At 59.9% G+C, this 22,206-nt stretch carries 16 protein-coding genes and 2 pseudogenes; 16 read left to right on the plus strand and 2 right to left on the minus strand.

Translation table 11 applies throughout. From position 1 onward, the window contains the following. Positions 1 to 27 precede the first annotated feature (27 nt). The 8 genes from dcd (at position 28) to recR (ending at position 7,435) form a co-directional block, all read left to right on the plus strand. The gene (gene dcd / locus NZ585_09000) at positions 28 to 615 is read left to right on the plus strand and encodes a dCTP deaminase (GenBank protein MCS7080174.1); all 588 of its coding nucleotides are present in this window, start codon (positions 28 to 30) and stop codon (positions 613 to 615) included. A gap of 69 nt (positions 616 to 684) precedes the next feature. Beyond that, a complete protein-coding gene (locus NZ585_09005) occupies positions 685 to 1,968 on the plus strand; it encodes a dihydroorotase (protein ID MCS7080175.1) in 1,284 nt (427 codons plus the stop codon). Between the two features lie 84 nt (positions 1,969 to 2,052). Continuing rightward, positions 2,053 to 2,295: an acyl carrier protein gene (locus tag NZ585_09010; protein ID MCS7080176.1), complete on the plus strand. Its 243-nt coding sequence runs from the start codon at positions 2,053 to 2,055 to the stop codon at positions 2,293 to 2,295. Positions 2,296 to 2,337: 42 nt separating this feature from the next. After that, complete coding sequence (gene fabF / locus NZ585_09015) at positions 2,338 to 3,573, plus strand: beta-ketoacyl-ACP synthase II (GenBank protein ID MCS7080177.1); 1,236 nt, start codon at positions 2,338 to 2,340, stop codon at positions 3,571 to 3,573. Between the two features lie 29 nt (positions 3,574 to 3,602). Next, complete coding sequence (locus NZ585_09020) at positions 3,603 to 4,619, plus strand: NAD(P)-dependent alcohol dehydrogenase (GenBank protein ID MCS7080178.1); 1,017 nt, start codon at positions 3,603 to 3,605, stop codon at positions 4,617 to 4,619. Next, the gene (locus NZ585_09025; GenBank protein MCS7080179.1) at positions 4,582 to 6,396 is read left to right on the plus strand and encodes a hypothetical protein; all 1,815 of its coding nucleotides are present in this window, start codon (positions 4,582 to 4,584) and stop codon (positions 6,394 to 6,396) included. The genes NZ585_09020 and NZ585_09025 overlap by 38 nt, the downstream gene beginning before the upstream one ends. A 76-nt stretch (positions 6,397 to 6,472) precedes the next feature. Further along, the gene (locus tag NZ585_09030) at positions 6,473 to 6,805 is read left to right on the plus strand and encodes a YbaB/EbfC family nucleoid-associated protein (protein MCS7080180.1); all 333 of its coding nucleotides are present in this window, start codon (positions 6,473 to 6,475) and stop codon (positions 6,803 to 6,805) included. Between the two features lie 24 nt (positions 6,806 to 6,829). Further along, positions 6,830 to 7,435: a recombination mediator RecR gene (recR, locus tag NZ585_09035; protein MCS7080181.1), complete on the plus strand. Its 606-nt coding sequence runs from the start codon at positions 6,830 to 6,832 to the stop codon at positions 7,433 to 7,435. Between the two features lie 34 nt (positions 7,436 to 7,469). On the opposite strand, the gene NZ585_09040 is transcribed toward recR, so the two are convergent. Then, a complete protein-coding gene (locus NZ585_09040; GenBank protein MCS7080182.1) occupies positions 7,470 to 8,822 on the minus strand; it encodes an NAD(P)-binding domain-containing protein in 1,353 nt (450 codons plus the stop codon). A 202-nt stretch (positions 8,823 to 9,024) separates the two neighbouring features. On the opposite strand from NZ585_09040, the gene metG reads away from it, so the two are divergent. The 8 genes and pseudogenes from metG to lptC all read left to right on the plus strand — a co-directional run bounded on the left by metG (position 9,025) and on the right by lptC (position 20,042). Then, positions 9,025 to 11,025, plus strand: coding sequence for a methionine--tRNA ligase (metG, locus tag NZ585_09045; protein ID MCS7080183.1), 2,001 nt, complete (start codon positions 9,025 to 9,027; stop codon positions 11,023 to 11,025). A 127-nt stretch (positions 11,026 to 11,152) separates the two neighbouring features. After that, positions 11,153 to 11,278, plus strand: a pseudogene (locus NZ585_09050) (addiction module toxin, HicA family). A gap of 145 nt (positions 11,279 to 11,423) precedes the next feature. Beyond that, the gene (nuoF, locus tag NZ585_09055; protein ID MCS7080184.1) at positions 11,424 to 12,695 is read left to right on the plus strand and encodes an NADH-quinone oxidoreductase subunit NuoF; all 1,272 of its coding nucleotides are present in this window, start codon (positions 11,424 to 11,426) and stop codon (positions 12,693 to 12,695) included. 23 nt (positions 12,696 to 12,718) lie between these two features. After that, entirely contained in the window at positions 12,719 to 13,315 is a 597-nt protein-coding gene (locus tag NZ585_09060) for an HAD family hydrolase (GenBank protein MCS7080185.1), read from the plus strand. Beyond that, positions 13,299 to 15,245: a hypothetical protein gene (locus NZ585_09065; GenBank protein MCS7080186.1), complete on the plus strand. Its 1,947-nt coding sequence runs from the start codon at positions 13,299 to 13,301 to the stop codon at positions 15,243 to 15,245. Before NZ585_09060 ends, NZ585_09065 begins: the two co-directional genes overlap by 17 nt. Before the next feature lie 393 nt (positions 15,246 to 15,638). Further along, a pseudogene (gene mtnA / locus NZ585_09070) lies at positions 15,639 to 16,688 on the plus strand (S-methyl-5-thioribose-1-phosphate isomerase). 21 nt (positions 16,689 to 16,709) lie between these two features. Continuing rightward, a complete protein-coding gene (nagZ, locus tag NZ585_09075) occupies positions 16,710 to 17,801 on the plus strand; it encodes a beta-N-acetylhexosaminidase (protein ID MCS7080187.1) in 1,092 nt (363 codons plus the stop codon). A gap of 12 nt (positions 17,802 to 17,813) precedes the next feature. Continuing rightward, positions 17,814 to 20,042: an LPS export ABC transporter periplasmic protein LptC gene (lptC, locus tag NZ585_09080; protein MCS7080188.1), complete on the plus strand. Its 2,229-nt coding sequence runs from the start codon at positions 17,814 to 17,816 to the stop codon at positions 20,040 to 20,042. Positions 20,043 to 20,240: 198 nt separating this feature from the next. Here lptC and ftsH read toward each other — a convergent pair whose 3' ends face one another. Beyond that, a complete protein-coding gene (gene ftsH, locus NZ585_09085) occupies positions 20,241 to 22,163 on the minus strand; it encodes an ATP-dependent zinc metalloprotease FtsH (protein ID MCS7080189.1) in 1,923 nt (640 codons plus the stop codon). Between the last annotated feature and the right edge of the window lie 43 nt (positions 22,164 to 22,206).

Consider the following 22,206-nt stretch of genomic DNA (forward strand, 5'->3'; position numbering starts at 1 on the left):
GTTTCTGAAACGCTGTGGACGTTGAACGTGATCAAATCCGACAAGTGGATTCTTCGCATGTGCGAAGAGCAGGGCCTGATTACTCCGTTTGAGCGGCGACTCATCCGCCAAGTCGAAGATCGCCGCATCATTAGCTGTGGCCTGTCGAGCTACGGCTACGATTGTCGGCTGGCTAAGGACGAATTCAAGGTCTTTTCGCCGATTCAGGGGACGGAGGTGGACCCGAAAAACTTCAACCCCGACAACCTGCTCGACATTCCGCTGCGAACAGCCGCTGACGGCAGCCAATACTGGCTGCTTCCGCCGCACTCCTATGCGCTGGGCGTGACCATTGAACATTTCAGGATGCCTCGCAATGTCACGGCGATTGCGTTGGGGAAGAGCACCTACGCACGGTGTGGTCTGATTCAAAACACCACGCCCCTTGAGGCCGACTGGCAGGGGCGGCTGGTAATTGAACTCTACAACGCCGCCAACCTGCCGGTGCGGCTCTATGCCGAGGAAGGCTTCGTCCAGATCATTTTCTTTGAATCGGACGAACCCTGCGCTGTCTCGTACAGCGACCGCGCGGGCAAGTACCAGTACCAGTCGGGGCTGACCTTGGCCAAGGTTTGAAGGCGGCGTATGGCGCTTGTGATTCGGAACGGCCGGGTGTGCGATCCGTCCCAGCGTTTGGACGCCGTGATGGATGTCCTCGTTGTGGACGGGCGCATTGCGGCGCTTGGCCCGAACTTGGAAGCCCCGCCGGACGCCGAAACGGTGGACGCAACGGGATTGGTGGTTGCGCCGGGGTTCATTGATGTTCACGTACACCTGCGCGAGCCGGGGTTCACTGCCAAGGAAACGATTGCCACCGGCGCGCGCGCCGCCGTCGCTGGCGGGTTTACCGCCGTGTGCTGCATGGCAAACACCTTGCCCGTCAACGACTCCCCTGTGGTGACGCGCTACATTCTCGACCGGGCGCGTGAGGCGGCGGCTTGTCGGGTGTATCCGATTGGGGCGGTTACGAAGGGCTTGCAAGGCGAAGCGTTGGCCGACATCGGCGGGATGGCGGCGGCTGGCATCGTCGCCCTCTCCGACGATGGTCACAGCATCGCCAACGCCAACCTGCTGCGGCGGGCGTTGGAGTACGCCAGTGACTTCGGTTTGCCGGTGGTTGACCATTGTGAGAACCGCGACTTGGCGGCAGGCGGCGTCGTCAACGAAGGCTTTGTGTCTACGCAGTTGGGCGTACGCGGAATGACGCGCGCCGCCGAGGAGGTGGATGTGGCGCGTGATGTCGTACTGGCGAGCGTGACCGGCGCGCACATTCACATTGCGCATCTAAGTACGGCGGGGTCACTGGAACTGGTGCGACGCGCGCAGGCCGAAGGGTTGCGCGTCACTTGTGAAGTCACGCCCCATCATCTGACGCTAGACGAGTCGGCTGTCCTTACGTTCGGGACGCTCGCCAAGATGAATCCGCCGCTGCGCACGGCGGCCGATGTGGAAGCTCTGCTCGAAGGGGTCGCCGATGGGACGGTGACGTGCATTGCGACGGATCATGCGCCCCACACAGCGCTTGAAAAAGACCAAGTGCTAACGCATGCCCCCTTCGGCGTCGTCGGGTTGGAGTGCGCTGTGAGCCTGATGCTGGATCAGCTTTACTGGCGGCAGGGCATTTCGTTGATGCGCGTCATCGAACTGTTCTCGACCGGCCCAGCGCGGGCGTTCAACCTGCCCGGCGGGACATTGCAAATTGGGCGTCCAGCGGATATGACAATACTGGACATTCACCGTGAAACCGTGGTGGATGTGCGTCGGTGGGCGTCAAAAGCGCGGAACAGCCCGTTTGACGGCTGGCGGCTCAAGGGTGCGCCGGTGATGACGCTGGTCGGCGGCGTCTGTGTGTCGGCCGGCGTTGCGGCAGAGGAAGCGACCTTTTGGCCGCCAAGAGAAACGGTTGCGGCAAGGCCGCGGACGGGTTAACGTGCGCCGATTTTGTCGGCGGCGACGTGTTCCGAAGCACGTTCGTCCCCGTTCAATCCATACAGAGAGAGGATTTGTTCGCTCATGGCGGAGCAATCAATCGAAGAAAAAGTCAAAGCCATTATTGTCGAGGAACTTGGCGTGGACGAGAGCGAAGTGACGATGGAAGCCAAGTTCATTGAAGATTTGGGGGCGGATTCACTTGACACGGTGGAACTCGTCATGCGCTTTGAAGAAGACTTCGGCCTTGAGATTCCCGACGAAGACGCCGAAAAAATCCTGAGCGTCAAGGACGCCGTCAACTACATCCAGTCCAAGCTTGGGTAAGCTTGTTTCCTGTTACGGTATCGGCGGCGGAGGATGCGTCTCATGAAACGGCGTGTCGTCGTGACCGGCATCGGCATCGTCAGCCCGCTTGGGTTGAACGCCGCTGCGACATGGGCGGCGCTTCTGTCTGGGACAAGCGGTGTCGGGGTGATTACGCGCTTTGACGCCTCGGCCTTTACGGTGCGCATTGCCGCTGAGGTGCGCGGTTTCGATCCGGCGGCCTTCATCGAGAAAAAAGAGATCAAAAAAATGGATCCGTTCATCCAATATGCGCTGGCGGCGGCGCAGGAAGCGATGGACGAAAGTGGGCTGCGTATCACGGACGACAACGCGACGCGGGTCGGCGTCCATATTGGGTCGGCGCTGGGCGGCCTCACCATTGTTGAACGTGAGCATGCCAAATTGCACCGCGAAGGGCCACATCGGGTGTCGCCGTTCTTCATTCCGGCGGCGATCATCAACTTGGCGAGCGGGCAGGTCTCGATTCGCTTTGGCGCAAAGGGGCCGAATTCCGCTCCGGCGACTGCCTGCGCTTCCGGGGCGCACGCCATTGGCGAGGCCTTTCGCATGATTCAATGCGGCGACGCCGACGCTATGCTGTGCGGCGGCGCTGAGGCCGCCGTAACCCCGACCGGCATTGGTGGGTTCGCCGCCATGCGGGCGCTTTCAACCCGTAACGATGAACCGACGCAGGCGAGTCGCCCATTCGACAAGCGCCGCGACGGTTTTGTCATAGGCGAGGGGGCGGCGATTCTTGTTCTAGAAGAACGTGAGCAGGCGCTGGCGCGCGGCAAGGCTCCGCTGGCTGAAATTGTCGGGTTTGGACAATCGGCGGATGCCTTTCACCTGACGCATCCAAGTGAGGTTGGGGACGGAGCTGCGCGCGCGATGCAGCAGGCGCTTGCCGATGCAGGGGTCACCCCGGCGGAGGTGGGGTATCTCAACGCCCATGCGACGGGGACGCCTGCTGGAGACGCTGCCGAAGCCGCCGCCATTCGGCAGGTCTTCGGCGAGGCGGTTTCATCTTTGGCGGTGAGCGCCACAAAGTCAATGACCGGCCATCTACTGGGTGCGGCGGGTGCACTAGAAGCCGCGATCACCGTCCTTGCGTTGCGGGACGGACGCATCCCACCTACCCTAAATCTTGACGAGCCGGATGTGGACTTTGACTGTGTGCCGCACGTCGCCCGCGACAAGGCGCTGAACTACGCGATGAGCAACGCCTTTGGCTTTGGTGGAACCAACGTCTCCCTGGTTTTTAGTCGCGCCGAAGCGTGAGATTTTTAAGCGATGGGAGGAGCCTGGCTGTGAAGTGTGTCGAAATTGCCGAAAAGTTCGGCATTGAGCATTTGACTGTGAAGGAACGACCGCACCCAGAGTTAGGGTATGGCGAGGTCTTGGTGCGAGTACGGGCGGCTTCGCTCAACTTCCGTGACCTAATGACGGTGACGGGCGTTTACAACCCAAAGCAACCGCTGCCGTTGATACCACTTTCGGATGGCGTTGGGGAAATCGTTGCCGTTGGCGACGGCGTGACGCGGGTGGCGGTCGGGGACCGCGTCGCTGGCATTTTTGCGCAGGGATGGATTGCTGGTGAACCGTCTATTGAGAAAATACGGGGAACAACGCTAGGCGGGCCGTTAGACGGCATGTTGGCGGAGTATCGAGCGCTGTCGCAGGAGGGCGTGGTCAAAGTTCCTGACTACCTCAATGACGAAGAGGCGGCGACACTGCCTTGCGCGGCACTGACGGCTTGGAGCGCGCTGATAACGCATGGTCAGCTTAAGCCAGGCGACACGGTACTGGTACAGGGAACAGGTGGTGTGTCCATCTTCGCGCTTCAGTTTGCCAAGGCCGCTGGGGCGCGCGTCATCATCACGTCCGGCAGCGACGAAAAGCTGGAACGCGCCAAGGCGCTTGGCGCGGACGAGATTATCAACTACAAACAAGCGCCGGACTGGGACAAAGCCGTTCGCGAAATGACCGGCGGGCGTGGTGTGGATCACGTCGTTGAGGTCGGCGGCATTGGGACGCTTGCCAAGGCGATTCGGTCAGTGCGGTTTGGTGGACAGATCAGTTTGATCGGCGTGCTGTCGGGACGCACCGGTGAAGTGGATATTGCGCCAATTCTGATGCAAAACATTCGTGTTCAGGGGATCATCGTCGGTTCACGGGAAATGTTTGAAGCGATGAACCGCGCGCTAGAGCAGAACCGCATCCGCCCGGTTGTAGACAAAATCTTCCCGCTTGAGGAGACGCAGCAGGCGTTTCAGCTGATGGCTCAGGGTGGACACTTCGGTAAAATCTGCATTCGGCTCGACTGACGACGGCTTACCCGAAGCTGCCGCGTCATACCGACGGCAAGCTGCCCCGTGGCTTGCCGTTTGTCTTGTGGCGGTCGGCGCGGGCGCGGTGCATCAGTGGCAGACGACGCGCATCGGGGTGCTGGGTGATTTCGCCTACATCATGGACACTGCGTGGCGGATTGCGCAGGGCGAGGTGATGTACCGCGACTTCGTGCTGCCGCACTCGCCGCTGACATTCCACGTGCAGGCGACGCTCATCAAGTTGTTCGGGTTTAGCTACCGGCTGACGGTGTGGTACTGCACGGTGGTCAACGTAGCGTATGTCCTGTTGACGTACCGGCTGTTGCGGGTATTGCTGCCGCCGTGGTCGGCAGTGGGGCTGTGTTTGCCTCTGATGTGGCTAGCGCCGCACTGCATTTACCCACATCCGTTTTACGACCCAGACACCTGCCTATTGATTCTCCTGAATTTGAACTTGCTGCACTGGGTGACGAGAGGGCGGGTGAGTGCAGTTACAGCGGTGATGTGTGGGATGACGACAGTGTTGCCGGCGCTGGCGAAGCAGAACGTGGGTTATCCGTATTTGGCGTTAGTGGTCTTTGGAGTGGTGTGGTGGGGATGGCTGCGGCGTTGGTGGGTTGGTGTGGAGGACAGTTCGGGGGTTGATGCGAAAGATGGCGGCGAAGTGGGGGTAAGATGGTTTGGGGTTGGGATACTAGTTGGGCTGGCAGTGGCGGTGTTATGGTTGGGCGCGACATGTGGGTTGGACAATTACTGGTTCTGGGTGTTTGTCTCGGCTAGTCAGCGCTTGGCACGCCCCACCATAAAGGAAACCTATGGTGATTGGGCACCTTGGGTAACTGGGGGATTGCTGACTTTGGGTTGGTGGCTTTGGAAACGGAAGCCAGCGTCGCCGGCATCTCCAAGAAGTATCTTGTTTGGTACAACGCTTTTACTCGGACCGTTTGTCGTTGTCACTGCAACAACGGTTTTCTTTGATGCTTACTTCGTCGAGTTTGACTACCCGTTGTTGTGGTTGTGGGTGCCGGTAATGAGCCTCACTTTTGTTGGCGGTATCTGGCGCTTACTGAACATACTTCACTCGCCTTGCTTGGTATCCGAATTGTTGCCATGGTTTGGGCTTAGCCTGACTTTTTTTTCATTTCTTTCGCAGGGGTATGTTCGGTCATCTTATGGGATATGGGCTCTTTTTGTTCTAATGATTGCGTTTGCTTTGCAATCATTAGGCAGTAGTCGTTGCCGAGCAGCCTTGTGTTGGGGAATGGGGCTTGCCTTGGTAACTGCTGCAGTTCCATACATCCAAAACAATGTTCGTCTCCGTTACACTGACCAGAGTGGAGCGACTCGGCAAACAGCTTCCACAGGCCCACTTCGTGGCTTGACGGCTTTCAGCCCTCAACTTAGCAACTTTGCTGAGTTGCTGAGCTTTGTTGGGGAGCACATTCCTGAAGATGAGCCAGTGGTGTGTATTCCACAGGAAGACCCCTTCTACGTAATGACTGGACGGCGGCCTCCCCTCCCGATGGTGATCTTTGATCGAACCGCTAATCCCTTTCCCCCGGAGCAAATTGTGCAAGAAGCGGAACGTCGTCGGGTAAAGTGGGTTATTATCAAGCAGCACCTTCAGATGGGGTGGTTCTTGAGACGGGAAATCATGGGGATTCCAGAGCGCTTTCTACAGCGCTACAAAGTGATAGCGAGTTTGAGTGGCTATGTAATTCTGTATCAGCCTGCCTTGGAGCAGCCTGCTGCGGAGAAAGTTGGTTCACTCTGAGCCGGTAAACCGTTATGCTGTACCTCCCCAGTGAACTTCCAAGCTTGGTTAGAGCCTTTCGTAAGGAGTTATCCCCATGAAGTTACCCGGTTTGGATCGCCTGCCCGGTTTTGAGCGGGCGATGGAGCAAATGCGGCAAAAACAAGAGGAAATCAAGCGAGCCTTGGAAAGCGCACGCTGTGAAGGTTCCGCCGGCGGCGGGATGGTGCGCATCACAGTCAACGGCCTCAAACAGGTCATCTCGGTCAAACTCGACGCCGAAGCCCTGGCCGACAAGGAAATGCTTGAAGCCCTCATCGCCGCCGCCTTCAATGAAGCTGTTCGTCGCGCCGATGAAGTCACTGAACAGCACATGCAGCAGCAAATGTCGTCCCTGTTGGGCAATCTAAAAATCCCCGGCACGTCCTAGGTCAAGCGACTCGTACAGCGCCCTATGGCGGAGTTTGCCGAACCCATCGCGCGGCTCATTGATGAGTTCAAACGGCTACCGGGCATCGGTCACAAGTCGGCCCAACGGCTGGCGTTTCACATCCTGCGGAGCGCACCCGAAGACGCCGCGCGCCTTGCCGCCGCGATTACCGAAGTCAAGACGCGCATCACGTTTTGTTCGGTCTGCCACAACCTGACCGATATTGATCACGACCCTTGCGCCTACTGCACCAGTCCGGCCCGCGACCGGCGACTTCTGTGCGTCGTCGAAGAACCGCACAACGTCTTCGCTATTGAACGCACCGGCGAATTCAAGGGGCTGTATCACGTTCTGCACGGCGCATTGTCGCCGCTGCGCGGCGTCGGCCCCGACGAGCTGCGCATTCGCTCTCTGTTGGAGCGGCTACGGACGCTGGACATTACGGAAGTCATCTTGGCGACCAATCCAACGACGGAAGGCGAGGCGACGGCGAACTACATCGGGCGCTTGCTCAAACCCATCGGCGTACGCACAACGCGCTTGGCGATGGGGCTGCCGGTCGGCGGCGACTTGGAGTACGCCGACGAAGTAACGCTGCATAAAGCTTTGGCCTACCGACGCGAACTGTAGCCGCCGGCCCAAGCTGAAGCGCGCCTAGCGGCATTTATGGTACTTGCCGAGGAATCGGTAGGGCGTAGCCGCGTCGGCGTGCCCGCGCTTCGCCGCGTTTACGCTCCTTCTTTAAGTCAGCCAAGTAGTCGTCGAAGTCCACCTGCATCGTGTGGCGCTTGGACTTGACGTAGCGCGCAAACATCCGCTCCCGCTCGCGCCTCATATCCGCCTCCATCTCTTCGCGCGGCGGCAGCGCATACTCGCCTTTCAAATAGCTTGCCACCCACTGCCCCTGCGCCTCCGCCAACGGCATAATCGCGCCTAACGGCTGCAGTAATCCGATGAAGAACACATTGGGAATGTCCGGCTTGAATACGCGCCGAAACAGCGGCAGGTCGTTGTCTGGGGCAGCGATGAAGTCTTCGTCAAAGAAGGGGAACGTCACCTTGTAACCTGTGCAGTAAACAATTACGTCCACATCCTCTACGCTACCATCCAAGAAGCGCACCTGTCCGCCAAGGAGTTCCGCAATGTTGGGTTTCGGCGTAATGAGGCCGTGCGTGATGCGGTCAAGAATGCGACTGGAAATTGTCGGATGCGCTTCCCCAAGGCGGTGATCTGGTTTCGGAAGACCGTAGTCTTCCATCCGCCCAACAGCCAACCGGAGCGCCCACTCAAACAATCGCTGCCGCACCACCCAGGGGATTTTGGCGGTCGTTATGATTTGGTCAACCGGGCGACCAAAAAGGTACTTCGGAATAATGTAGGCTCCGCGCCGCGCCGCAAGAAAGGTCTTGTTGGCGACTTCGCAGGCTTCGCAGGCGATGTCCATAGCGCTGTTGCCCATGCCAACGATGACCACGTTTTTGTCGCGGAAAATGTCATTGTCCACGTAGTAGTGCGAGTGGATCGCCAGTCCGTGGAACTCACCCGGAAACGGCGGCTCTGGGTAGCGCGGATCCCAGTGGTGGCCGTTGGCGACAATGAGGGCGTCGTAGCGCCGTACGCGGCCGTCGTCCAGCGTAATCGCCCATGTTCCGTCACCCAACAGCTCGGCGTGCTTGACGCCGGTTTCAAACTGAATCCGCGAGCGAAAGCCGAAGTGGTCAACATAAGCGTCAAAGTACGCTGCAATCTGCGAGTGATGAGGAAAGGTTGGGTAGTGTTTCGGCATTGGGAAGTCGGAATACTGCATGCGTTCGCGGGATGTATTGATGAAAAGCCGCCGATACGCCGACGACATCCCATTTTTGTTGCCGAAGACCCAGTTACCGCCGACCCGGTCACTTTTCTCGTAGCAGTCGAAATCAAACCCGTGTTCGTGCAGCGCCTTTGCCGCTGTGATGCCAGAACAGCCGGCGCCAATGATGCAGACCTTGGGAAGTTCGGAAGCTGTGCGTCTCATGGTCGTTGAAGTTTGAGAAAGCCGTAGAGTCCCGCGTTTGAGTGCAGAGGGCGCAGCCAATCGCTTCAGGCATTGGAAGAAACATCAAGTGTAGAGCATCTTCCGTGTCTCGAACACGCGACGGAGCAGGTAGTCGCCCACCCACGAATCGGCCTCGATCTCCGCGTTGCACTCGACCGTCGGCTATGTCATCCATGCGCATATGACTGACCGCCGCTTTTACGTTACGACGCCGATTTACTACGTCAATGCGCGTCCGCACTTGGGGCATCTCTACACAACGCTGCTGGCTGACACGCTGGCGCGGCATTATCGCCAACGCGGGTTTGAGACCTTTTTCCTTACCGGAACGGACGAGCACGGCCTCAACATCGAGCGCGCTGCCGCCGCCGCTGGATGTCCGGTCAAAGACTACGTGGATGCTGTCGTTGCCGAGTTCAAGGCGACGTTCGCTGCTTTCGGACTAGAGCCAGACGATTGGATTCGAACCACCGACGACGCCCACATTCAAGGGGCGCAGGTGCTGTGGCGACGGGTGCGCGACCGTGGCTACATTTACAAGGGACACTACGAAGGCTGGTATTGCTCAAGTTGCAACGAATTCAAAGACGAAACGACGCCGGGCGAAGCGCCGGTGTGCGACATTCACCTGCGTCCGACCGAACGTGTGGCGGAAGAAAGCTACTTCTTCAAACTGTCGGCTTTCCGTGACCGTCTCTTGTCTTTCTACGCCGAGCATCCCGACGCGATTCAACCTGACGCACGCCGCAACGAAGTCGTCAGTTTTGTCTCCGCCAATCTGCGTGACCTTTCCATCAGCCGTGTTTCGGTCAAGTGGGGCATCCCCGTACCGGACGACCCGGCGCACACGATGTATGTCTGGTTTGACGCGCTCTCGAACTACATCACGGCGCTCGGCTTCGGCAACAACGCCCGGACGGGGTTCGATAAGTTCTGGCCGCATGTCCTGCATCTTGTCGGCAAGGATATCCTGCGCTTTCACGCCGTTTACTGGCCGGCATTCTTAATGGCGGCTGAACTGCCGCCGCCGCGCCGCGTCTTCTCGCACGGGATGTGGTTGTCGGGCGGGCGGAAGATGTCGAAAACGCCTGACGCAAGCGGACGCTCGAACGCCATTGACCTTGCCGTGTTGCGCCGCTACTTCTCCAATGATGTCGTCCGATATTTCTGCCTGCGCGAAATGGCCTACGGCCAAGACGGCGACTTCACCTACGAAGCCCTCATTGATCGCGCCAACGGCGACCTTGCCTCCGGCTTCGGCAACTTGGCCAGCCGCACGCTGACGCTGATTCGGAAGGCGTTCGGCGGCGTCGCGCCGAATGTGCCGCCGGACGCGCCGGCGGACGCCCGTGAAGCGGCAGCGGCCATCGCCGAGCGGTTCATCGCACAACGGGCTGCGTTTCTGGCGCACGTCGAGCGTTTGGCGCTCAGTCGCGCCCTGGAGTCCGCTTGGGAGTTGGTCGCCTTGCTGGACAAGTACCTGAGCGACACTACGCCGTGGAAGCTGATCGGCGATCCCGAAGCCCGGCCGCGATTGGCGACGATCCTCCACACGGCGGCCGAAGGCCTGCGGCATTTGACCGTTTGGCTGTATCCGTTTTTGCCGGAAGCGACGACGACGCTCTGGACACGGTTGGGACTGCCCGGCCGACCGGCGCAGGTTGCCCCAGAGAGCCTGACATGGCAGCGTTTTGAAAACGCCGTTGTCGGCGACGGCCCGGCGCTTTTCCCGCGATTGGATAAGACAACCATCATGAACGACATCGAAGCAACAACTCAGCCGACCGCTGCCCCGCCTGCGAACCCGGCTTCATCCGCCGCGCCGGAAGCGCCGGCCGCGTCGGAAACCGGCTACATCACAATTGACGACTTCGCCAAAGTCGAGCTGCGGGTCGGGCAGGTGCTGGAAGCCGAGCGCGTGCCGAAAGCGGATAAGCTTCTGCGCCTCCAGGTGGATGTCGGTGAAGCGACGCCGCGCCAGATTCTCGCCGGCATCGCGCAGTACTACGCCCCGGAAACGCTCATCGGACGGAAAATCGTTGTGGTGACGAATCTTGCGCCGCGCAAGCTGCGGGGCTTGGAGTCAAACGGGATGCTGCTGGCGGCCTCGGTCGGCGAACAGGGACGCCCCGTCATTGCGACCTTTACCGAAGACGTACCCAACGGCGCGCGGCTCAAATGAGCGTGCCGGGTAAAAAAATAAAAACGGAGTATAGGCATGAGAGCAGAGGTTCACAGCGATGATAGAGCCGGCGCCGGAAGGCGGCTATTGGGCTTACTGCGCCGAAATTCCCGGCGCGAATGGATAACGCGAAGGCGCGTCTCACACTGTTTGGATTAATCCACGGGACGGTCATATCGAGGCCGTTCCCTGTCAGGCAGAAATCAAAGATAACTTAGCGAAAAAGATACTGAAGAAGCTTGACGCAGAGTGACGTTGATGAGAACCAGCCACACTCTGCCGACACTGTCATGAGGCTGTCCCACGGCTCGACATTGCTTTCGGACGGCCTCTGGATGACTCTTCTGTAAAGCAAAAGCATAGAAAACTATCTGAACCATTTGACGAGGCGCACCGCGATGCAGACGAAGCTGCTAACGAAACGCTTTGACAGGCCGGACTCACAGAGTATCCGCTCGTATTTGGCCGACGGCGGCTATGCAGGCTTAAGAAAGGCCCTGACGGCGATGCAGCCGTCTGACATCATCGAGGAAGTCAAGAAGTCCGCCCTACGCGGGCGTGGCGGCGCGGGCTTTCCGACCGGCATGAAGTGGGGCTTCGTACCAGTCAACTCTCCAAAGCCGAAATACGTTGTGTGCAACGCCGACGAGAGCGAGCCGGGGACGTGCAAAGACCGCGAACTCATGGAGAAGGACCCGCACCAACTCATCGAGGGTTTGCTCATCGCCGCTTACGCGCTGCTGTCCAAACAGGTGTTCATCTACATTCGCGGCGAGTACTGGTACTTGATTGAGATTCTCGAACGCGCCATCGCCGAAGCGCGTGAACACGGCTTTGTCGGCAAACGCATCTGTGGGACGGATTTCGAGTGTGAGATTGTCGTCCATCCGGGCGCCGGGGCGTATATCTGCGGCGAAGAAACCGCGTTGCTCAACTCGCTGGAAGGCTATCGCGGGCATCCGCGCATCAAGCCGCCGTTCCCAGCCGTCGCCGGCCTTTATGGCTGTCCAACAGTTGTTAACAACGTCGAGACGTTCTGCGCTGTGCCGCACATCGTCGTCAACGGCGGCGACTGGTATCGCGCTTTGGGGACAGAAAAATCCGGTGGCACGAAAATCTTTTCCGTTAGTGGGCACGTCAACCGGCCTGGTAACTATGAAGTCCGGCTAGGCTACCCGCTGAAGCAGCTGATTGAGGAGGAAGCTGGCGGCGTCCGCGGCGGGCGCAAACTCAAGGCGGTCATTCCAGGTGGGTCGTCAGTGCCGATTCTGACGGCGGAAGAGGTCGAAAATGCGACGCTTGATTATGAAGGCATGATGAAAGCTGGCTCAATGCTGGGGTCAGGCGGCGTCATCGTCATGGATGAGGCAACCGACATCTTTATGACAACCTACAATCTGATTCGATTCTACAATCATGAGTCCTGCGGCTGGTGCACGCCGTGCCGGGAAGGGACGGATTGGTTGCTCAAGCTCTTCAAGAAAATTGCGCGTGGCGAGGGGACAACGGCCGACCTCGATACCATCAAGCGGCTGTGCCCAAACATTGAAGGGCGGTCACACTGTCCACTGGGCGATGCGGCGGTGTGGCCCATCACAAGCGCGATGAAGAAGTTCCCGGAGGACTTTCTCAAGCATGTGAAGCCGGTCGCCGCGCCAGCGGCGGCTTGATGCTGATGTGCCCCCACGAAGCTATGACGGACGCTGTGCGCCGCGCCGTCTTTTTTGACCGCGATGGCACGCTGAATGAAGAAGTCGGCTACATCAACCATCCGTCGCGCTTCCGGTTGTTGCCGACGGCGGCAGCGGCCGTCCGTGCCGTCAATGCGGCTGGATGGCGGGCAATTGTGGTGACGAATCAGGCTGGGGCGGCGCGCGGTTACTTTCCTAGTTGGCTGATTGAGGTGGTGAATCAGCGGCTTCAGGAGGCTCTTGCCGCTGAAGGCGCGCAGCTTGACGCGATCTACGTCTGTCCACATCATCCGACGGCGGGCGACCCACCCTACCGAATGGATTGTGATTGTCGAAAGCCGAAACCCGGTTTGTTGCTGCGGGCGGCGCAGGATTTTGGGCTGGATTTGACGCAGTGTGTGGTCGTCGGCGACCGCTACAGCGACGTAGCCCTAGCGCATGGTGTTGGCGCGCGCGGCGTACTGACCCTGACAGGATATGGGCGAGGTGAGTATGAGTACCAGCGCGAGCAATGGCCCTGCCCGCCGGACTTTGTGGCCGAGGATGTGCTTTCGGCGGTGACGTGGGCGCTGTTTGAGGCTCATGCCGCCCCTCGTTGAAATTCGTCATGACCGTTTCATGCCTAAAGCGGATGCTCTGGCGCGTTGGGGCTGTCCGCTGATCCTCAGCTTGACCTTCGCATGGTTGACCTGGGACACGTGGCGGAAATGGGGAGACCCATTCGTTGACTTCGGTATTGAGCTGTATGTGGCCTGGCAGCTTGCTGAAGGAAAACATCTTTACCGCGACATCATCTGGCTGGGAGGGCCGCTGTCGCAGTACGCCAACGCTCTATGGTTTCGGCTGTTTGGTGCGTCATACCTCACGCTGGCCGTCGTCAATCTGGCGATGCTCGCCGGTCTGACAGGCGTGGTCTACCGCTTCTTTGCCCAAACTGTCGGGCGGTGGACCGGCCTGGCGGTTGGGCTGACGCTGTTAATCGCGTTCGCCTTTCAGCTTTATGAAACCAACGGAAGTTGGAGCTACGTTGCCCCATATCGGCATGAGGCTGTCCACGGACTAGGGCTGGCGATTTTGGCCCTGGCTCTTTTGCGCGGCTATCTCATCTACGGGGGAGCCCGGCGCGCTTTTATGATTGGGCTGTGTTTTGGGGCAGTCAGCCTGACAAAAATTGAGCCGACCGTTGCGCTGGCCGGCGCGCTCGCTACTGGCTATGGGGTGAGCTTGAGACGGGTGGCGGCGCGGCGCGCCGAATGGCGGCGGGATGCGGCGCGCTTTGCCGCCGGGGCGCTTGTCCTGCCGGTTGGGTTTGGGTTGTACCTTGGGGCGCAAATGCCTCTCGATGTAACCGTCACAGGACTGCTAGGCAATTGGGCGGCTGTGATTCGTGTGGAGGCCGTTGGTCAGGCATTTTACCAGCGCGTGATGGGCCTATGGCGCTGGCAGGAGAATCTGACGCGGGTCGCGGCGATGACCGGCGTCTTGCTTGGCGGAGCAGCAATTGGCATCGGCTTGGAGCTTAAGCTGCGCGAGGTTGCACGGGGGCGTCTTGTCTGGCGCGGCGCGTTGTTTGGCGGGCTGTGGCTTTTGTCGTCCGAGTTTATGCCGTGGCCAATTTTCCTTCGCCCGCTGCCTGCGTTGACGGCGCTCATCGCGGTCTACTTGGCGTGGCGGGCGATGCGCAGTCAAGATTTGGTGGCGGTTGTCGAGCGATGGATTCCGCTTGCCGCCTGGAGCGTCTTCGCGCTCCTCCTTTTGGGAAAGATTGCGTTGGCGGCCCACGCCGGGAGCTATGGCTTCACGCTGGCGCTGCCGGCAACGGCGCTCGTAGCAGCGGCGGCGCTAGACTTGCTGCCGGAAGCTCTGGCGACGCGCAGTTGGGGACAAGGCGATCTGTTACGTTCCAGTGCCGCCGGTGTCATGATCGCTTTCTGGCTGGCCGCCCTAGAAAGTAGCAGCTATTTCTACGCCGCTAAAACGACGCCTTTGGGTGACGGACGTAACCGGATGCTCTGCTTTGCGCCGCCTCTGAGCGATAAAGCCGTCACGGTTGGGCCGGCTGTGGAAGACATGGCGCGCCTTTTACCGGCTGACGCGACGCTGGCCGTTATCCCGGATGGCATGGTCATCAACTATTTGCTCCGCCGGCCAAACCCAACGCCGTATGTTGTCTTTGATCCGCTGATGCTGGCGGCGTATGGTGGCGAGGCGCGAGTTGTTGAGCAGCTGGCGGCGCATCCACCTGATTACATCGTTTTCGTACAGCGTGACTTTCCAGAGTATGGGCTTGGCCGCTTTGGTCAGGATATCCGCTGCGGGCGCTTGATAACAACGTGGGTCGCAGAGCATTACGAGGCGATTCGCATTTATGGCGGCCCGCCGGCTGGCGAACGGTTCGGTCTGGCACTGCTGCGGCATCGAAAACCTACCACAACGACCAGCCAACTTGAATCCGTGGTGCCTGCTGCGCTCCATAAGATGGAGGCGGATAGCCTTCTGACCCTTTATGAGCCTGTCGGAGGTGGCTAAAACGAAATACGATCCAGCGCCGACGCAGACGCCCGCTGGGTGTCGGGAATCTGGCTTCTCGCAGAGAACCTACAGAAAGCAGCCGCAACGCCATGCACTTGCCCCGCCTCAGGCTGACATCTACGCCTGTGCCGCCAGCAACCAGGTAAGCGGGGTCTCAGCATCCGACTCAATCACGGTATGCCCGGCGCGTTACTACCAGGCGCTGGGACTGACGCGCGCTACGCCGAAACAGGTTCGGCGAATGGATTCGCGTCCATCTGGATTGACTCAGTCGTCGCCGTGCCCTGCTCAGGCGTCAACCGGCCTGACTTGCGCGACTGATTTGCCAGGCTGCAGCGACTTGCCTAGTATCCGCGTCCGAGAGCTTCATGCGGACAACGGCTTCGGGCAGCTAGCTCTATGAATACAGTGGCATGGACGCCTGCAGGCGTGCGGATGATTGATCAACGCGCGCTCCCGAATGAAGAAATCTACTGCACCTATACGACTTACCAAGAAGTAGCGGAAGCTATTCGGGCAATGGTCGTACGTGGCGCTCCAGCTATCGGCGTAGCGGCTGCGTTTGGGATTGCACTTGGCATGCAGGCGAGCGTTGCCGCTGGAGAAGACCTTCCCACAGCCTTTGAGCGTATCTGCCGGACAATGGCCGCGACGCGCCCAACGGCCGTCAATCTGTTCTGGGCGATTGACCGCATGCGCCGGCGGTTTGAGAGCCTTTATGCGGCAGGCGTCACTGGCGATGCATTAGCGCAGGCGTTGGTTGCAGAAGCGCAGGCGATCCACGCGGAAGATATTGCTGTTTGCCGTCAGATTGGCCGCCACGGGGCAGAGCTAATTCCTGACGGCGCCACCGTACTGACGCACTGCAACGCTGGCGCACTGGCGACGGCTGGCTACGGGACGGCGCTGGGCGTTGTACGTGCAGCTGTCGAACAGGGGAAGCGCATCGCTGTCTATGCCGACGAGACGCGCCCGTTCCTACAAGGCGCTCGTCTGACGGCTTGGGAGTTGATGCGAGACGGTATCCCGGTCACGTTGATCTGCGACAACATGGCGGGGCACTTCATGAAGCTGGGTCGGATTACCTGCGTCGTCGTCGGTGCGGATCGGATTGCCGCCAACGGTGACACTGCCAATAAGATTGGAACGTACATGGTCGCCGCCCTTGCCCGGCGACACCAGATTCCGTTTTATGTAGCTGCACCGATTTCAACGCTCGACCTAAAGCTCGAAACCGGCGACAGCATTCCGATTGAAGATCGCGCGCCGCAGGAGGTGACACACATCGGGCCGTATCGGATCGCCCCGCCGGATGTTGGCGTCGCCAATCCGGCCTTCGATGTCACTCCACACGAGCTGATTACAGCAATCATCACAGAACGAGGCGTCGCTTATCCTCCCTTCACGGCGGCGCTGCGCCGGTGGGCGGCTGACGCCTGACCTTTGTTGTTCAAACACGCCATGTTTTCGCTGGAACAAAAAATTGGGCAGTTTTTGTTTATCGGCATACCGGGACCGACGCTTGACGCGGACACCCAGCACCTCATCAAGACCATTCAACCGGGTGGAATCATTCTTTTTGCCCGCAACCTAGAATCGCCGCAGCAAACCGCAGAACTTACCACTGATATTCGGCGCTTCAGTCGCGTTGTCCCGCTCATTGCCATTGATCAGGAAGGTGGGCGAGTCGACCGTTTGCGTAACTTGGCCGGTCCAACGCCATCGGCGAAGCAAATTGTGCGCGCGGATGACGCCAAGTTGGCCTTTGAGTTGGGCGTCGTGACCGCCGACCTGCTGCGCTTGCTCGGCTTTAACATAAACCTTGCGCCTGTCCTTGACATTGAGGTCCCAGGCGACCAGCCGAATGGTCTGGAGGAACGTTGTTGGGGCAGGCAGGCGATGACGGTGATCCGCTTCGCCGGGACTTACCTTGAGGGCCTTCAGAATCACGGGATTCTTGGTTGTGGGAAGCATTTTCCTGGCCTTGGCGGCGCCAGTGTGGATTCACATCACGCACTGCCGATAGTGAATCGTTCCGAGAAACAACTCTGGGCTGAAGACCTACGGGTGTACGCCGACCTCTTCGGGACGCTTTACACGCGCGTCCCAGCTGTGATCATCGCTCACGCAAGCTACCCAGCCTTTGACGGCCATGGCGGTATCCCGGCGTCGCTGTCCCGCAACATTGTGACCGACCTGTTGCGCAAGCGAATGGAGTTTTCGGGCGTTGCTATCTGCGATGATCTCGAAATGGGGGCGATTCAGAAAACCGTTGAGTTTTCTGAAGCCGTCGTCCGCGCCATTGAAGCGGGTAATGACATGATTCTCATCTGCAGCCGACCGGATTTAGTTCGGGAGGCGCAGGCTGCGCTCATTCGCGCCGTTGAGTCAGGACGGATTACCCGCCCGCGCTTGGAGACTTCGATTGACCGCATCGCTAAGGTCAAAGCGATGGTGATGGCGCCGCAGCCGTACAGCGTGGAGGCGTTCCGACGGGCGACAGAGCGATTGGCCGTCATTTATCGTGCGGCGATGGAATCTTCTGCACTTTAGGGTAAGGCTGTCATGACACCTGCGGCGCAGCGTTGGCTGCGGTTTTTGGCGCTAACCGGCGGGTTGGTGATGACCGCCTATGTGGCGTCGTATCTTGTCCTTCGCCGTACGCCATCTAAGCCGCTCCCTGAAGTGCGCCGTGATCTCACGCCGGATATTGAGGTTGTCTCCAATGACTTCCAGTACCTGCACAAGGAAGGCGATGTGACACGGCTGCTGCTGCGAGCGAAGCGGGACACTGCTTATGTGAGCGGCCGACACAAACTGGAGGGCATTGAGCTGCAAATCTTCGACGCTCGCGGTCAAGCCACCGGCAAGTTAACAGCCGACGCCTGCGACTACGACCCCACAGCACGAGTTGCAGAGTTCAAAGGGCGAGTCGTCATCGCCACGACGCAGGGATTGACCATTGAAACTGAGACCGTACGCTATGACCGCGAGGCGGAAACCGCCGCCACATCCGATCCGGTGCGGTTTGCGCGTGGTCGCGTCAGCGGCGAAGCCGTCGGAGTGCATTTTGACGGCAAGACGGATCGGCTGACGCTGGAACAAGCGGTTCGCGTTACGGTTGCGCCTGAAAAGTCCAACCGCCCAACAACCGTCATCACGGCCGGACGCGGCGAGTATACGGCGCAGGATCAGCGCATTGTGCTGAGCGGCGGTGCAAAGATTGTCCACGGGGGGGATATGTTGTCCGCGCGGACAATGGCGGCTCAACTTGATGACGCCCAGCGATTACGGCGCGTCGAGGCGCACACAGCCGCCACACTGCACAGCTCGGAAGCTGACAGTATCCTCACAGCGCAGACGTTGACGTTTGATTTCGACTCGTCGGGCGGTCTCACGCGCGCAGTTGGACTTGGGCAAGCCGTACTCCGTCGGCAGGCTGAAGGCGAACGGTGGGAAGTGAGCGGTGACCGTTTGGAAGCCGACTTCAGGCGCGGCGCAAACAGCAGTGAGATCACAACCGCGCAGGCGACGGGCGGCGCTCGTCTGCACGTTGAGCCGGTCGGCGCGGCGTCCGCCGTCTCACCGGAACAAAAGACGTTGCGCGCCCACACCTTGCGGGCCGCTTTTGCTCCCGGTGGGCGCGTCTTGCAGACGGCCGTCGCCGAGGGTGAAGCGATGCTTACGGTGACGCCGGCGGCGGCGACACATGGGGAACGAAAAACACTCCGTGCGCCGCGCTTCGACGCCGCCTTCTACCCGGACGGCAAAGTGCAAACCTGCGTCGCCTCGGGCGGAGTCGAGGCGCTAGTGGAGCCGGCGTCGTCCGGCGAGCAGAGGCGGCCGCGCAAAACAACCAGTGAACGCGCCGAAGCGGATTTTGACGCTGTCAGCGGCGAGTTGACGCGCTTGGTGCAAACAGGCAACGTCGTCTTTGAGGACGGGCTGCGTCAGGCGCGAGCCGAACGTGCGACCTTGATTCGGGCGCGGGAGGTGATCGAACTGCGCGGCGAGCGGCGGCGGCCGGTTGTCTGGGATGACACGGCGCGTGTTGAAGCGCGTGAACTCGACCTTTCAACGGCAGGACGTCGGCACGCGGCGCGCGGCGAGGTGCGCACGACCTACTACGACGCCCGTCGGACAGGTAACGCTGGCGTTTTTGGGCGGCCGGACGCCCCTGTGTTCATCACGGCCCGAGAAGCGCACGCCGAGCTGGGGCGGGCGGTTTTCATCGGCGACGCGCGTTGTTGGCAGGGTGACAGTTTTGTACGCGGTGACCGATTGGAGCTGTTCCAAGCCGACCGCCGTTTGACGGCGATGGGCAATGTTGCGACGGCGTTTTATCGCGCGGGGCGTCCGGCGGCGGGAAGCAGCGGCTTGGCGTCCAGTTCCGATGCGCTGATGTTTGGTACGGCGGGAATGTTCACGTACAGCGACGTAGAGCGCCGCGCACGTTACGCAGAAAACGTCAAGCTGGTGCAAGGTGACGCGACGCTGACAGCCGAGACGGTGGAGGCGGAACTGGCTGCCCGCGAAAGTCGTCTTGAACGGCTGATGGCGACGGGAAAAGTGGTCATCGTCCAACCTGGCCGCCAGGCGACGGGTGACGCGGCGCGATACACGGCCGCCGATGACCGCTATGTGATCACGGGCAATCTAGCGCGAGTCGAAGACGCCGTACGGGGTGTTTGCATCGCCCCGGAATTGTCTTTTGTCAAAGCGGAGGGTGTTGTCCGGGCGTTGAGCAGCGGCAATGCGCAGCGCGTCCGTACGACATACCGGCTCAAGCCGTAGCCTTTTTGAGCCGCAGTTCTTGTCTGTGTCAGCCGTTGCCCGCGCGCTTTCAGTTCTCGTGAGTGCGCAGCCGCGCAGCGGTGATCACCGAAGTGGTGAAGGTGGCGCGGCGCTTCTCATCGGTGCGTTCCACCAAAAACATCGCCCCCGTGGCTTAGCTGCACACAGGGGCGGCTAAAAACAGTCTGTTCAAGTGGGTTACGCTGTTGCGGGGTTGTCGCCCGCCGCCACCGGCGGAATGAGCGGTTTGACCACCGCCGGTCGGACCGCGTCGGCCTTGGCCTCCTCACGCTCAAGGCTGTTGCTTGTTGTCGGTTCTTCATCGTCCAGCGGCAGACCAGCAACCAAACGGCGTACCTGAATGGCGTCTAGCGACTCACGCTCTAGCAGCGCTTCTGCCAACCGTACCAGCGCGTCTTTGTTATCCAGAATGATCTGCCGCGCCCGGTTGTACTGCTCCATGATGATCCGCTTGACTTCCTGATCAATCTTGATGGCCGTGTCTTCGCTGTAGTCCTGATGCTGCGCAATCTCACGTCCCAAAAAGATTTGTTCTTCTTTCTTGCCGAAGGTCAGCGGTCCGAGCTGCGACATCCCAAACTCGCACACCATTCGCCGGGCCAACTCTGTCGCTCGCTCAAGGTCGTTAGCGGCGCCCGTTGTGACATGGTTGAGGAAAATCTCTTCCGCCAGTCGCCCGCCCATCAGGATGGCGATTTGCCCCTCAATGTACTCGCGAGTGTGCGAGTACCGGTCGGCTTCCGGCAACTGCTGCGTCAGTCCCAACGCCATGCCGCGCGGAATGATGGTGATCTTGTGAATTGGGTCTGCATTCGGCACTTTGATGCCAACCAGCGCGTGGCCAGCTTCGTGGTACGCCGTGTTGCGCTTTTCCTCATTAGACATCACTAGCGAACGGCGCTCGCTGCCCATGATGACCTTGTCCTTGGCCCACTCGAAGTCGCGCATTGTCACGCACTTCTGGTTGTTGCGCGCTGCGTTGAGCGCCGCCTCGTTGACCAAGTTAGCCAAATCCGCCCCTGTGAAGCCGGGCGTCCCGCGCGCGATCACGGAAATGTCCACGTCGTCGCCCAGCGGAATCTTGCGCGTGTGCACCGCCAAAATCCCCTCACGCCCCTTGACATCGGGACGATTGACGACCACCCGCCGGTCAAACCGCCCCGGACGCAACAGCGCCGGGTCAAGCACGTCCGGCCGGTTGGTCGAAGCGATCAGAATCACGCCGTCGTTAGACTCAAAGCCGTCCATCTCAACCAGCAGTTGGTTGAGCGTCTGCTCCCGTTCGTCGTGACCGCCGCCCAGTCCGGCCCCGCGATGGCGGCCCACGGCGTCAATTTCATCAATGAAGATGATGCATGGCGCGTTTTTCTTACCCTGCTCAAACAGGTCGCGGACACGTGACGCCCCAACGCCGACGAACATCTCAACGAAATCCGAGCCGGAAATCGAGAAAAACGGCACATTCGCCTCGCCTGCAACCGCGCGCGCCAGCAGCGTTTTCCCCGTACCGGGCGGACCCATCATCAAAATTCCCTTCGGAATCCGTCCGCCAAGCTTCTGGAACTTCTGCGGCTCTTTGAGGAACTCGATGATTTCTTGAAGCTCTTCCTTTGACTCTTCAACACCGGCCACGTCCTTGAACGTAATGCGCTTGGCCTGGTTGGAGAGCAACCGCGCCCGACTGCGGCCAAACGACAGGGCTTTGTTGCCGCTGCCCTGCATCTGGCGCATCATCAAGAAAACAAATCCAATCAGCAGAAAAACCGGCAAATAGTACAGCAGGATGGTCAGCCAGATCCCGCTGGTGGCAGGTTTGCCCTGCACCTTGATGTCCTTTTCCCGCATGCGGTTCATCAACTCGCCGGCGACGCCGCTGATGATGTCCGTGCGGAAGGGTTTACCGTTGGTGTACTTTCCCGTCACTTCCGTTTCTGAGATGACGGCCTCTTGAATTTCCCGCGCCTCGATCTTCTTGACCAGCGTCGCATAGTCGGGGTTGTCTTCCTTGAGCGGCCCGTTGCGGTGGAGCAAACTCCAGAACAGCACGCCGCCGGCGATGATGACGATCCAGAGGACGACTTGTCGGACTGCCGTATTCAACGTCACGCCTGCCTTTCCGTGTCGGTCGTTGTGATTTGATGAG

Origin of the sequence: Chloracidobacterium sp., assembly GCA_025057975.1 — a bacterium.
Classification (GTDB): domain Bacteria; phylum Acidobacteriota; class Blastocatellia; order Chloracidobacteriales; family Chloracidobacteriaceae; genus Chloracidobacterium.